Origin of the sequence: Roseburia sp. AM59-24XD (genome assembly GCF_003478445.1) — a bacterium.
In the GTDB taxonomy this organism is placed as follows: Bacteria; Bacillota; Clostridia; order Lachnospirales; family Lachnospiraceae; genus Jutongia.
On the sequence record NZ_QUET01000018.1, the window covers coordinates 1 to 14,313 of the forward strand.

Below are 14,313 nucleotides of genomic sequence, written 5' to 3' on the forward strand. Positions count from 1 at the left end.
ATATCAGAAAAAGTAAATTACATTAATGAGATAAGAATAGAATTGGAATTATTACAGGATAAAGTGTCTGGGAAAAATAATAAGAATGTGATTGCATCTTTATGTAGAAAAGTTAGGTTCAGTGATCCAATGAGTTCTGAAAAATTGTCAACACTAGAAAAAGAAATATTGGATCTTGTGAAAGAAATATCAGATATGGATGAAAAAACGATGCCAACAAAGTTGGATGAAATTAGCAGAAAAATTGATGAACGAAATAAACGATGCTTGATGAAGTGAGGTATGACATATGGCAGATATGGGAACAAGAGAGGCAGCAGAAAAGTGGGGATATACGCAGGAAACGATAAGAAGGTGGTGTGCGGACGGAAAAATAGAGAATGCAACACAAGATAAAAAAGGATCACCTTGGCATATACCGAAAAATGCAAAATGTCCAAGAAGAATAAAATGCAATGAACATTAAGGAGGAAATAGTTTATGAAACAGTTAGTGTGTGAAATGTGTGGAAGTACAGATCTTCTGAAAGAGGAAGGTGTATTTGTGTGTCAAAGTTGTGGCTGCAAATATTCCGTAGAAGAAGCTAAGAAGATGATGGTTGAAGTAGAGGGAGCTGTGACTGTCCAAAATGCAGCACAGTTGGACAATCTTCTCAAATTGGCACATAGTTCGTTTGAGTCAAAGAATTACGAGAAGGCAGAAGATTTTTGTAATCAGGTACTTGCTATGGATGATAAAAATTTTGATGCGTGGAAATTGAAGGGTGAAGCGATTAATTATCAAATCAATTCCAATAACCAGAGAATCGAAGAGGTTTATAATTGTATTATGACCGCATATAGAGTTCTTGATGAGGAAAAGAAGGAACAGGAAAAATATGATATTTTTATGTTACTTAATATGTGTCTTAAGGGAGAAGTTTATTTTTGGTTACAGCAATTTGAGGCAAATAGACCAACGGATTATGCATTGAAAAGAGCAAAAAATGCATATGTTGATTCGTACAATAAGATGAAAGCTGCGTTAGAAGAACTTGGCTTTTTGGAAGAACCGAAGCAAGGGCTTTTATTTGCCTTTGACAATTATTTTATTGGGAAATGCAATAAATTTTGTTTGTCTACATGGAAAAGTACAGTGGCTTATAATTATTATCGAAACTATATGGGCAAAGGGGTGGATCCGTTTAGTTCATTGCCGAAGATACGATATCATGCTGATGAATATAGACCAACTAAAGCAATATGGGACACATTTATAAAGGAAGCAGATAATGTGATAGATCTGTTAAAGTTTGCGGAAAAACAAATTAATGATAATACAAATCCGGAAGTTGTGGAAGCAATTTTTTCCAATATTGTCTCTTTTCAAGAGTGTGTTATTCCGGCATGCAGTTGGAATGTTGTGTGGATGAATTATGTGGGATCATATATGTGGGACAGAGAATGGCATTTAACAGATAAGGCAAAAGAAAATAGACGAAACACAATAAATAGCTATTTGGAAAAGAAACATAGAATTCCAGAACGACTTAGAAAAATTCAGGCGGCTCAAAAAGAGAAAAAAAGACAAGAAAAAATAGAAAAATATTGGCAGGAACACCAGGAGGAAAAAAGGGCATTGGATGATGAGCAGGAAGATATTAGAAAAAAATTAGAAGAGTTAAAGGAAAAAATTACTGCAATTGATAATGCCAATGCGGATAAATTAGAAGAACTTTATTCAGAAAAAAATAGATTATTGCCGTGTGAAGAAGCGGTACAGAAACAGGAAGATGTTATACGTGCTCTTGAAAAAAAACGTCAGAAATGTGGTTTGTTTCAAGGTAAAATGAAACAAGAGATTGTGACGCAAATAGATCAACAGGAAGAACCGAAATTAAAGGAATTAAAAATTCAGGCAGCTGCAGAAAAAAAAGAACATCAGGAGCGTATTGATGTTGAAATAAATGTATTGAAACGGGATGGAAAGGAATTTCGTGATCAATTCGCAAAACTCAAGAAACGCGAGCAAGAGATAACACAAGAATTAACGAAGGAACGATAGAAGATATACTTTATTATAATTACATAAGATACTTTTACTAAACTTGGTAGAAATTACCAACAGCATCGTTTTATGTTCGACAACAGTCATTTTGAAAGAGGCATATTTTGTCAAAGTATCGAAAAAAGCACGGCAAAAACAGCAGAACGGAGAAAAGTGGAAAATGAGCTGGATTCTGTCGACATGACAAAGGAGGTATGCTATACTCCATGCAAAGTATAAAATGACTTGATGAAAGGCGGTGGAAGGATGGAGAATATGACAGAACAAGAATTGATTATCGGGCTTATTGATAAATATGTAGATTTACAGCGTATTAAAAAGGAAAATAAGAATACGCCGAATGAAGAATTAGAATATCAAATTAGGGCAACAACAGTAAAATTATCTTCGATGGGGGTTAATGTAGAAGATTTAACATTATAATGAATAGGCAGAGGGGCAGACAGAGAAAATTGTCTGCTCTTTTGTTGTAGGTATTATGAAAAGCACTAAAACTATGGAAGCTTCTTTTTTCAATGCTTTTAATACGGGCCAAATACAACAGGAAAACGTTTAACAGCAGGGAGAATTTCCAAAGTTTCAGAATCTTCCTGCCACTTTCAATCAGACAGGAGGAAATGGATGGGAGTAAAGGACATTACAGCCAATGCTTTTTTGGCGGACAACAAGAGATTTGCCGATGTGTGTAATTCTTATCTGTACAATGGAGAGGATGTGATTCGACCGGAGGAACTGCTGGAACAGGATGCCAGAGAGATATAGAGTATACTGGGGAGCAGATCCATGGGATGGACCGAGAAGCCTGCATGAAATGCTGTGGGATGAGACAGATGGATAAATTGGAAACGATGAACTTCGATTTGTCTCTGATTACAGGATGAATCTGGTCATTCCGTCAGAGATCACGGATTTTCATAAGTTTCGTACTTCGGTTGGAACTGTACTGGAATTATTAAAGTATTCTAAAGATAATAAGAATATGGAAGAACTGGTTCAGATGCATCAGTCGAAAGGAAATCTGGAAGCGGATGCAGTGCAGGTTATTAATCATTTTTCAAATCTTAAGCTTAATGTAGAAAAAAAGAAGGGAGAGATCAGTATGTGGAAAGCATGGGAAGATCAAAAAATGGAGGGAGTTATGGAGGGACGCCGGGAGGGCGCTCTGGAAAGCAAAATACAGCTTGTCATTAAGAAAATTTCAAAGGGGATGTCTGTTTCGCAGATTGCCGATATTCTGGAGGAGGAAGAAGAGTCAGTTCAGCGGATCTGTGATATTGCTGCCGGCATGGCACCGAATTATGACATTGTAAAGATACGTGAGGAGCTTGAACGTGAGGAGAAAACGGCGTAAGGATTCCGGGAGGTGTTCCGGTTATTTACAAAACACTGCATCATAATAAAAAATTAAGACACTTTCAGCCATCCGTCTGATATATTTAATTGTACGCATATTTGCCATATTTTGACATACGCAAAATGCAATGTTACCATAATACATCAGGGATGAGTGAGGAAAAGTGAGAGAAAATGGATATTGCTTTGGCTGTATGAAACCGCTGGATCAGGAGGGGAGATGTCCGGCATGTGGTTTTGACAGAAAAAAATATCAGAGCAGAGGGTACCATCTGCCCTTGGGGAGTGTCTTGGATCATGGAGAGTATCTGATCGGAAAGGTGCTTGGAGAGGGCGGCTTTGGCATTACATATATCGGACTGTATAAGACACTGATGATACCGGTTACGATCAAGGAGTTTTTCCCGAAGGGATTGGTTCGTCGGAAGTATAGTCAGTCGGAGCAGTCCCATCTTGTCAGACCTGTTTCAGCGAAGTCGGAGGAGATGTTCAGGCAGGGAAAGAGAGATTTCCTGCAGGAAGCGCGGGTGTTGTCGAGGTTTGGCAATCTGGATGGAATTACACGTACCAGAAGCTTTTTTGAAGAGAATGGAACAGCATATCTGGTGTTAGATTATCTGGAGGGAGTCAGTGTCAGAGATTATGTTGCCGTGAATGGGAGGATGACCCCGGCAATCTGTTGGCAGATCCTTAAGAATCCAATGAAAGCGCTATGCAGACTTCATGAGAATGATATGGTACATCAGGATATCAGCCCGGACAATATCATGATCAATACCTCGGGAAAGGGAACACTCATTGACTTTGGAACCGTGTGGAGTGCCGGTGAGCTTAGTGATAACGAAGAGTTGGCAATCTACAAACGCAGCTACTCTGCGTATGAACAGCTTGAAAAGCATGGACAGAGAGGCCCGTGGACAGACGTTTACGGACTGTGTGCGACTATCTATTACATGCTGACAGGGGAGAAACCATTAGATGCGACGGAACGGATCTATGAGGATACACTCCCGAGACTGAGTCGGATGGGCGTGACGCTTGATGACGAAGTGGAGAAGCTGATAATGCAGGGACTTGTCATCGAGTCTGCAGATCGCCTGCAAAGTGTGGATGAACTGTATCAGGCACTGTATCATGATTCATTGATTGCTTTTCCGGTTATGATGCAGCAGGAGACGAAAGTGAGTTCTTTTCGATGGGGCGGCAGGCAGGGAAGAAGTTGTACGCTGACGAGTCAGATGGAGAGGAAACTTGACAGAATGGATGCCAGACGTCGGAAACGCAAATGGTATCCGGTTATTTTTGGAATCGCAGCGGCGGGAGTGTTGTTCCTGTTTGCTATGTATATGATCAACGGATGATACGGGTTTCACAGAACGAAGGGAAGCAGTATACCAGAGAGGGAGGGGGATTTGATGACTTCGGATCCAAATAGTACCAGAAGTATTGCCAAACAGTTTGCAGAGGAGAATAGGACAGATCATTTCGATGGCTTTGATGGATATATGACCAGGAAGCTTTTTCAGATTCCGGTGGATGACTGGCGGGCAATGGAAACTAAGCAGAGAAATAAATATCGAGAGAAGGCGTATCATCAGTTAAGCGGTAAACTCGGCAAAACCAAGTTTATTTCGCGACCGACTCTGCGCCGATGGTTTGGTCTCGATGGAGAACTTGTTTTTCCAAAGAGAATACAGATTTTGGATTTTTCGCTGCTTCTTGGCTATACGGAAGAAGAGATGCAGGATTGCCTGAGGAAGGGGATCTATGAGCCGGGAGTCCAGATCAATGATTATCAGGAAGTGATCTATTTGTATTGTGCGGCCAATGGGTTCAGTCTTGGCAAATGTCAGGATATGATCCGGTTGTTTGAGCAGGCGGTCAATCAGGGTGCGGCACTGGAGCAGAAGAGTCATACCGATCTCTTATGGAAGATGTACCAGATCAATAAAATAAAGACACCGGCACGTTTTCTGTCGTGGATGGTGGAAAATTCAGTCATGTTTAAAGGCTACAGTATGATGAGTCTGAAGGTTTTCAGAGAGTACCGGGAGAAGATCATTCATTATGTACAGAAGGATATGCGGCAGCAGCTCAAGGAATGTCTGGAGGAGACGGATTTTGCGGAATGGTCTGCCGAACACGGATATTCCGAGCCGGATTATGATGCAGGGGTTGTCCAGTATATTAAGAACAAGCGTCGCCGGAAGAATCCCGGACTATCCGAGGATGAACTGGATATGATACAACAGCTTCATCTGCAAGCGTATTCCAAGATGGAAAAGAATGCGGTGATGCTGCGCGAGTTATATGCGGCGGTGTTGATGACGGATGATCAGAGAGATAAGGGACGCAGGATCTCTTTTACGAGGAAGGCAGAGTCTCTGGGCAGGGAGCTCCATTTTATGACGGACGATTATGTATCCAAGCTTTTGACGGTAGCGCAGCAGAAGGAAAAGCTGTTCCGGATATCTGTGCAGCAGGCAAAGAGCGGAGATGCAAAGCTGTTGACCATGAAGAAGAGCCAGAAGCAGCGCTGCCGTCTTGTACAGCGCTCGGATATTCTTCCTATGGTACAGTATGTGGCGGCACGGCATTATATGGAGATGCAGAAAACAGAGGAGGAATATTCTTCGGTGGATGCCAGACAGCTCTTTGTGAATATGGCGGCGGAGGTATTGAAACGCTGCGATATGGCTCCGCTGGACAAACATTACCGTCTGGATCATATACTGCTTTCGTGTTTTGAAACAGGAGAGGTTTCCTATATGTCAGAGCTGTTAGAGATTGTCATGGAATTGATATAGGTTCTTATTCATGCAGCTTTTTCCGGAAACGAAATGAAATATTTCAGTAATAACAGTAATAAAAGAATGCATTTCAGGCAGGGAGCGTTGATTTTATCCCTGCCTTGTTGAATTTATCCGGTGGGAATGGTATGATTGTGACGTATTCGAAAGTGGCAGAGCAGAGAAATGAGGAATGCTTGGTCGGCAGCCTGGAGCTTGTGGGCTGACAGCCGGGAAAGGAATGAATATTTATATGAGAGTAGGAATGGGTTATGATGTTCACCGTCTTGTGGAGGGGCGTGACCTGATCATGGGCGGCGTAAAGATACCATATGAAAAGGGACTGGATGGTCATTCGGATGCAGATGTGCTTTTGCATGCGATCATGGATGCGCTTCTCGGGGCAGCAGCGCTGGGGGACATCGGAAAGCATTTTCCGGATACGGATCCGACATATGAGGGAGCTTCCAGCGTGAAGCTGCTTGAGCATGTAGGCGGACTGATCGAGGAGGAGGGTTATCTGATCAGCAATATTGATGCGACGATCATTGCACAGCGCCCGAAAATGAGAGATTATATCGATACGATGCGGGAGAATATTGCAAAGACGCTCGGACTTGAGATAAATCAGGTCAATGTCAAAGCAACGACAGAAGAAGGTCTTGGATTTACCGGAGAGGGAGCCGGTATTTCTTCACAGGCTGTATGCTGTTTGGAGCCGATTTATGATAATGCGGGGCTGGTATCCTCCATTGATGGAACGGCACAGGAGATTCCACAGGCACCGGCAGGCTGCAGCGGCGGCTGCGGGGCATGTCCGTCTGCCGCACAGTGCGGAAAGAGCGTATAAATCAGTACAATGATGCGGATATGCAATACTGCAGCTTCGCATTATGATTTCGCATAATACAGAGAATTAATCATTGAAATTTAAAATGCAACATTCGGAAAATATACAAATAAGGAGACAATAAATATGTGGATAGCAGATGGTTGGAAGGATTATGAAGTGATCGATACTTCAGCGGGCGAGAAGCTGGAACGCTGGGGCGATTATATTTGCTGCGCCCGGATCCGCAGGTGATATGGGATACCCCGCGCAGAGATAAGAAATGGCATAAGCTGAATGCACATTATCATAGAAGCAGCCGTGGCGGCGGTGAGTGGGAATTTTTTGACTTGCCAAAGACATGGCAGATTTCTTATAAGAATCTGACGTTCCGACTGCAGCCATTCCAATTCAAGCATACGGGACTTTTCCCGGAGCAGGCAGTCAACTGGGACTGGTTCGGGGACAAGATCCGTCAGGCAAACCGCCCGGTTAAGGTGCTGAATCTGTTTGCATATACGGGTGGAGCGACACTGGCAGCAGCCGATGCAGGTGCCGGTGTGACACATGTGGATGCGTCCAAGGGCATGGTTACATGGGCGAAGGAGAATGCACAGGTGTCCGGATTATCGGACAGACCGATCCGCTGGCTGGTGGATGACTGCGTGAAGTTTGTTGAGAGAGAGATCCGCAGAGGCAATCATTACGATGGCATTATCATGGATCCGCCATCTTACGGAAGAGGACCAAAGGGTGAAATCTGGAAGATCGAGGAGAAGATTTTTCCGTTCATTGAACTGTGCACACAGATTCTTTCCGATGAGCCATTGTTCTTCCTGGTGAATTCCTATACTACCGGACTTCAGCCGGCGGTATTGACTTATATGCTGGAGACTGCTTTGGTATCAAAGCTTGGCGGTCATGTTGAGGCACAGGAGATCGGATTGCCGGTAAGCTCCAACGGTCTTATTCTTCCTTGTGGGGCATCCGGACGATGGACGATGTAAATAATGCTTCTGAGCTTGCAGGCTATTATAACGGGCAGAAGCACAGGTCATGGGCGTATCGGAGTATGGCCGGAGATTGACTGCCTATAAGGAAAATGCTATAATTATACGGTTAATGGAATTGTGAAGAAGAGGTCTTAAAGCATGAACCATCAAATCAAACTGACCGGCAATCTGAAGACATATCTGAGATGGCCGGTGATGCTGTCACTGCTATGGGCGGTGGCAACCATTCATATATATGTGGTTGATCGAAAAGCCGGATATTGTGTGGCAGGCTACACGCTGGCTTATTTTGTCGTTGCCATGATGCTGCGTCTGTCCGGAAGAAAGAAGCTGCAGCAGGATCTGATCCGGTTTGCACAGAGTTATGGACGGCTTCAGATGAAGATGATGAAGGAAATGGCGGTTCCTTTTGCTGTTCTGAATGTAGAGGGACACCTTCTGTGGGGCAATGACGAGTTTTTGGACGTTGCTGTTAATAAGAAGGCAGCCAGACGTAATATTGCCAATATCTTCCCGGAGATCACACTGGATCGGCTGCCGGAGGCGGCACAGGGTGATGTGGTACTGAGAGTGACCAGAGAGGATAAGACGTTCCGTGCCGTGCTGCGTCAGATTGATGCTGCGCTGGTAGATGACTTTTCGGATGGTCTGGAGTTAGATCAGTTTATTGATGATCAGAGTATCATTGTGATGTTTTTATACGATGAGACAGAGATGGTGCAGTTAGAGGAGACGATCGCAGCAGAGAAGCTGACGGTAGGTCTTTTGTATATTGATAACTATGAGGAGACCGTGGCAAGCATTGATGAGGTGCGCCAGTCACTTCTGATGGCGTTGATCGATCGTAAGATCAACAAGTATATGCAGGGGATTGATGCAATCTCCAAGAAGTTAGAGAAGGATAAGTTTCTGTTTGTCTTTAAACAGGAGCATATGAAGGATCTGAAGGAGACAAGATTCTCCATTCTCGAGGAGGTTCGTGCGATCAACATTGGCAATGATCAGACCTGTACGATCAGTATCGGTATCGGTACAGAGTCTGAGACATATACGGAGCTTTACAACAATGCCCGGGCGGCAATCGACCTGGCATTGGGACGCGGCGGTGACCAGGCGGTCATCAAGGGAAGCGAGAGCGAGGAGTTCTACGGAGGCAAGCGGGTTTCCGCAGAACGTAATACGCGTGTAAAGGCGCGTGTGAAGGCACATGCGTTAAAGGAGCTTATCGAGAGCAAGGAACGTGTTGTCGTGATGGGACATTCCATCGGTGATGCCGATTCGTTTGGTGCGTCCGTAGGAGTTTACCGGATTGCCAAGACGCTGGAGCGCAAGGCTTATGTAGTGTTAGACCAGTGTAGTCCGTCGGTACGTCCGCTTTGTGACCGTTTCTACAGCGGTGACTATGAGGATGGAATGATCGTCAACCGGGAGGAAGCAGGAAAGCTTGTGGATGAGAATGCGCTTCTCGTCATTGTGGATGTCAATAAGGCAGATTACACAGAGTGTCCGGAGCTTGTAGAACAGGCACAGTCGGTTGTGGTCATCGATCATCACCGTCAGGCGGGCGATGCGATTTCGCAGGCTGTGTTATTCTATATTGAACCGTATGCATCCTCTGCGAGTGAGATGGTATCGGAGATTTCACAGTATATCGGCAATGGATTGAAGCTGAAGCCGGCGGAGGCAGAGGCACTGTATGCCGGTATTATGATCGATACGAACAATTTCACGGATAAGACAGGTGTGCGTACCTTTGAGGCAATGGCATATCTGCGCCGCAACGGTGTGGATGTGATCAGACTTCGTAAGGCATTCCGCGAGAATATGGATGAGTACCGGATCAAGGCGGCTGCGATCGAGGCAACCAATCTTTATCTGGACAGTTATGCGATCACAGAGAGCAAAGCCGAGGGGACGGATAGTCCGACCGTGCTTGCTGCCAAGATTGCCAATGAGCTTCTGGATATCAGCGGTGTAAAGGCATCGTTTGTATTAACAAATTATAATGATAAGATATATATCAGTGCCAGATCGATCGATGAGGTAAATGTACAGGTCATGATGGAAAAGCTTGGTGGCGGTGGTCACATCAATATGGCAGGAGCGCAGCTTAAGGACTGTACGGTTTCCGAGGCAGAGGAGAAGCTTCGTACCATGATTGACAAGATGATCGAGGATGGAGATATTACACAATAGGAGGTAACAGCGATGGAAGTAATCTTATTAGCAGATGTAAAGACATTAGGAAAGAAGGGAGAGCTTGTCAATGTCAGCGATGGCTATGCCAAGAATTTCCTCTTCAAGAAAAAGCTTGGAATCGAAGCTACCGCACAGAATAAAAATGATCTTAAGCTTCAGAAGAAGCATGAGGAAAAGGTGGCACAGGAGAAGTTAGATGACGCAAAGGCATTTGCGGAGGAACTCAAAGAGAAATCCATCACCGTTTCCATTAAGACGGGAAGCGGCGGACGAAGCTTTGGTTCGGTATCTACCAAGGAGCTTGCTGCGGCTGCCAAAGAACAGCTTGGATATGAACTGGATAAAAAGAAAATGGTTCTTCCGGAGCCGATCAAAAGTCCGGGGATCTTTGATCTCCCGATCAAGCTTCATCCAAAGGTTATGGGAAGTCTGAAGGTGATCGTACAGGAGACGAAGTAGCGGCGGACGGTAAGTCTGCGGCTGTAAGCGAACGGGGGACAGACAATGGATGAAGCGGTATTCAAAAGGATTCCGCCCCACAACGATGAGGCAGAGCGTGCGGTTATCGGCTCCATGATGATGGATCAGGATGCAGTGCAGATTGCCTCAGAGCAGTTACAGGGGGAAGACTTTTATAATGGACAGTATGGCGTGATCTTTTCGGCACTGGTGGAAATGCATCAGCAGGGAGTTGGAACCGATCTTGTCACCATACAGAATAAGCTGCGTGAAATGGAGATTCCACCGGAGCTTACAAGTGTAGAATATATTGGAGATCTGATCAACAGCGTGCCGACATCGGCGAATATCCGTTATTATGTGAAGATCGTGCAGGAGAAGTCTGTGCTGCGGAGTCTGATCAAGGTGACGGAGTCGATCACCGGCAACTGTTATCTGGACAAGAATCCGCTGGAGGATATCCTTGAGGATGCCGAGAAGAAGGTCTATGACGTTGTGCAGAGACGTAATTCCGGTGAATTTGAAAATATCCGCGATGTAGTATTGCGGACACTTGACAGCATTGAGACTGCGGCAAAGCAGCAGGGACATATTACAGGTCTTCAGACAGGATTTCGAGATCTTGATTATAAGACTGCAGGTCTGCAGCCGTCGGATCTGATCCTGATCGCGGCAAGACCTGCCATGGGTAAGACGGCGTTTGTGCTGAATCTGGCGGAGTATATCGCACTTCATAGTCAGAGCACGATCGCAATGTTCAGTCTCGAGATGAGTAAGGAGCAGCTGGTCAAGCGTATGCTTTCCATGAACTCCAAGGTAGATTCCCAGAGAATCCGAACCGGTAATCTGGAGGATGAGGACTGGGGTAAACTGGTCGACAGTGTACGCCGGCTCGGTAATTCCAATCTGGTCATTGACGACAGTTCCGGTATTACGGCATCAGAGATCCACTCCAAATGCCGTCGTCTCAAGATGGAGAAGGGACTGGATCTTGTCATTATCGATTACTTACAGCTGATGAGTGGTGGTGGAAAGCGCCGCGGTGACAGCCGACAGCAGGAGATATCAGACATTTCCCGTGCCCTAAAGGTCATGGCGAGAGACTTGAATGTGCCGGTGATCGCATTGTCACAGCTTTCCCGTGCGGTAGAACAGCGTCCGGATAAGAAGCCGATGCTTTCCGACCTGCGTGAGTCCGGAGCAATCGAGCAGGATGCGGATATGGTTATGTTCTTGTACCGCGAGGAATATTACAAACCTGATTCCGAGAAAAAGGGGCAGGCGGAGCTTATTATTGCAAAACAGAGAAGTGGTCCTACCGGCACAGTAGAGCTGGCATGGCTTGCTCAATATACAAAGTTTGGCAATTTGGAGAGAGAATCCGGCAATTCCTAGGATTTAAGCTATTAAAAAACTCTAAATTTGCCAAAGAGACTTGATTTGCGGAAGCGAAACGAGTAGAATGAAACACGGTGTAAACCTTAGTAACGAATGGAGGAAAGAGAGAAATGGCTGAACAGGTAAAGTTTGATTATTCTCTGACTGCCGGTGTAATCTCAGAGGATGAGATGAAGGCAATGGAGAAGATCACGAAAGACGCAAAAGATGTATTAGTAGGGAAGAGTGGCGCAGGTAATGATTTCCTTGGATGGATCGACCTTCCGGTTGATTATGACAAGGAAGAGTTTGCGAGAATCCAGAAGGCAGCACAGAAGATCCAGTCTGATTCCGAGGTACTTCTTGTGATCGGTATCGGTGGTTCTTATCTTGGAGCAAGAGCTGCAATCGAGTTCTTACGCCACAGCTTTTACAATAACGTATCCAAAGAGATCCGCAAGACCCCGGAGATCTATTACTGTGGTAACAACCTGAGCGGTACATACCTGTCTCAGTTGATCGATGTCATTGGTGACCGCGATTTCTCTGTAAATATTATCAGTAAGTCCGGTACAACAACAGAGCCGGCTGTAGCATTCCGTATCTTCAAGGAAATGCTTGAGAAGAAGTATGGCAAGGAAGAGGCTGCCAAGAGAATTTATGCAACAACCGATAAAGCAAAGGGAGCACTTAAGAGTCTTGCAACAGAGGAAGGCTATGAGACCTTCGTTGTTCCGGATGATGTAGGAGGACGTTTCTCTGTACTGACAGCAGTAGGTCTTCTTCCGATCGCTGTCAGCGGTGCTGATATCACAAAGCTTATGGAAGGTGCTGCTTCCATGCGTGAGGTATGTCTGAATAAGGACTTCGCAGAGAATGATTCCATGAAGTATGCTGCAGTTCGAAATATTCTTCTCCGCAAGGGTAAGTCTGTTGAGATCCTTTGTAACTATGAGCCGATCTTCCACTATGTCGCTGAGTGGTGGAAACAGCTCTTCGGTGAGAGTGAAGGAAAGGATCAGAAGGGTCTGTTCCCGGCATCTGTTGATCTTACAACAGATCTTCATTCCATGGGTCAGTTCATTCAGGACGGAAGCCGTGTTATGTTTGAGACAGTGATGGAATTAGAAAAGCCTGCATTTGACCTGAAGATCCAGAAGGAAGATGTTGATCTGGATGGTCTGAACTATCTGGCAGGGAAGACACTTGATTTCATCAATAAGAGTGCAATGAAGGGTACACAGCTTGCACATACCGATGGCAATGTGCCAAACCTTGTAGTAAAGGTACCGGAGCAGAACGAGTTCTATCTCGGACAGCTGTTCTACTTCTATGAGTTCGCTTGTGGTCTGAGTGGTTATATCCTTGGTGTTAATCCATTCAACCAGCCTGGTGTGGAAAGCTACAAGAAGAACATGTTTGCACTTCTTGGAAAGCCTGGCTTTGAAGAGCAGCGCGAGCAGTTGATGAAAAGACTGTAATAATAGAATAAATCTGTTTTAAATAGAAAGGATGTCATCGAATGGTGGCATCCTTTTTTGATGTTCCATCCAATAAATAAGGTAAATCTGTAGGAAAATGCAGGTATCCATCCGGGAGGGGCAGGTGGTAAAATAAATCTACAAACGTGGGAGCGGATAATGCAACGTTTCTCAGAAAAAATGAGAAATCTGAAAAAGATTGGAGGGCAACTATGAGAAAAACAGGAACTCGACTGCTTGCAGTGCTTGCGGCAGTCAGTATGACGGTAAGCCTGCTTTCGGTCAACGCAGTGACAGCTGCACAGACGGACAAGGCACAGAGCGTACAGGAAGTAACAACAGCACAGACCGGTGGTAAGGTGCAGAGCGTACAGGCGGCGGACAGCCTCAAAAAGGCATCGAAAGCGCCGGTGACATTTTCCGAGGCAAGCGGAACTTATAAGGATGCTTTTTCGTTGAAGCTTCAGGGAGCAGACACGGATACCGCGATCTATTACACAACCGATGGCAGTGATCCGTCTGATCCGGACAATACGGCAAGGATTGCTTATGCGGACAGCGGTATTTCGATTACCGACCGCAAGAACGATGAGAATGTACTGTCAGCGATCGATCCGATTTTGTTTGATGCAGTGAATGTAAAGGGAAGCTCTGATCAGAAGAGCTTTGTCAGCACAATATCTGCGCCGGACAAGTCCAAGGTTGACAAATGTACTGTGATCAAGGCGGCAGCACAGCATGAGGATGGTACCTATTCTGATGTTGTG

The 14,313-nt window shown here is 45.0% G+C and carries 13 protein-coding genes and 2 pseudogenes; all 15 read left to right on the top strand.

What is annotated here, in order from left to right:
• The coding region (locus DXA20_RS16185; protein WP_158577194.1) for a hypothetical protein at window positions 1-279 on the top strand (279 nt) is incomplete at its 5' end.
• 10 nt (window positions 280-289) lie between these two features.
• Window positions 290-466 (top strand): helix-turn-helix domain-containing protein, encoded by a 177-nt coding sequence (locus DXA20_RS09735; protein WP_022306595.1) that lies wholly within the window; start codon window positions 290-292, stop codon window positions 464-466.
• A 14-nt stretch (window positions 467-480) separates the two neighbouring features.
• On the top strand, window positions 481-2,043 hold the full coding sequence (locus DXA20_RS09740; RefSeq protein WP_118560439.1) for a hypothetical protein: 1,563 nt from the start codon (window positions 481-483) through the stop codon (window positions 2,041-2,043).
• 258 nt (window positions 2,044-2,301) lie between these two features.
• Window positions 2,302-2,469, top strand: a complete 168-nt coding sequence (locus DXA20_RS16415; protein ID WP_199877069.1) for a hypothetical protein — start codon at window positions 2,302-2,304, stop codon at window positions 2,467-2,469.
• A 198-nt stretch (window positions 2,470-2,667) separates the two neighbouring features.
• Window positions 2,668-2,808, top strand: a complete 141-nt coding sequence (locus tag DXA20_RS16190; protein WP_158577195.1) for a hypothetical protein — start codon at window positions 2,668-2,670, stop codon at window positions 2,806-2,808.
• Window positions 2,809-2,923: 115 nt separating this feature from the next.
• The gene (locus tag DXA20_RS09745; RefSeq protein WP_118560441.1) at window positions 2,924-3,397 is read left to right on the top strand and encodes a hypothetical protein; all 474 of its coding nucleotides are present in this window, start codon (window positions 2,924-2,926) and stop codon (window positions 3,395-3,397) included.
• Window positions 3,398-3,563: 166 nt separating this feature from the next.
• Window positions 3,564-4,760 carry a serine/threonine protein kinase gene (locus tag DXA20_RS09750; protein ID WP_147403732.1) on the top strand — a complete coding sequence of 399 codons (1,197 nt, stop codon included), beginning with the start codon at window positions 3,564-3,566 and terminating at the stop codon, window positions 4,758-4,760.
• A 54-nt stretch (window positions 4,761-4,814) separates the two neighbouring features.
• A complete protein-coding gene (locus tag DXA20_RS09755; protein WP_118560445.1) occupies window positions 4,815-6,206 on the top strand; it encodes a hypothetical protein in 1,392 nt (463 codons plus the stop codon).
• 235 nt (window positions 6,207-6,441) lie between these two features.
• Entirely contained in the window at window positions 6,442-7,038 is a 597-nt protein-coding gene (gene ispF / locus DXA20_RS09760; RefSeq protein ID WP_118560526.1) for a 2-C-methyl-D-erythritol 2,4-cyclodiphosphate synthase, read from the top strand.
• A gap of 126 nt (window positions 7,039-7,164) precedes the next feature.
• A pseudogene (locus DXA20_RS09765) lies at window positions 7,165-8,024 on the top strand (class I SAM-dependent methyltransferase).
• Window positions 8,025-8,168: 144 nt separating this feature from the next.
• A complete protein-coding gene (locus tag DXA20_RS09770; protein WP_118560447.1) occupies window positions 8,169-10,226 on the top strand; it encodes a DHH family phosphoesterase in 2,058 nt (685 codons plus the stop codon).
• A 12-nt stretch (window positions 10,227-10,238) separates the two neighbouring features.
• Window positions 10,239-10,688, top strand: a complete 450-nt coding sequence (gene rplI / locus DXA20_RS09775) for a 50S ribosomal protein L9 (RefSeq protein ID WP_022306585.1) — start codon at window positions 10,239-10,241, stop codon at window positions 10,686-10,688.
• A gap of 45 nt (window positions 10,689-10,733) precedes the next feature.
• On the top strand, window positions 10,734-12,083 hold the full coding sequence (gene dnaB / locus DXA20_RS09780) for a replicative DNA helicase (protein WP_022306584.1): 1,350 nt from the start codon (window positions 10,734-10,736) through the stop codon (window positions 12,081-12,083).
• 113 nt (window positions 12,084-12,196) lie between these two features.
• Window positions 12,197-13,546, top strand: a complete 1,350-nt coding sequence (locus DXA20_RS09785) for a glucose-6-phosphate isomerase (RefSeq protein ID WP_022306583.1) — start codon at window positions 12,197-12,199, stop codon at window positions 13,544-13,546.
• A gap of 260 nt (window positions 13,547-13,806) precedes the next feature.
• Window positions 13,807-14,313: pseudogene (locus DXA20_RS16795) on the top strand (chitobiase/beta-hexosaminidase C-terminal domain-containing protein); the annotation flags it as partial.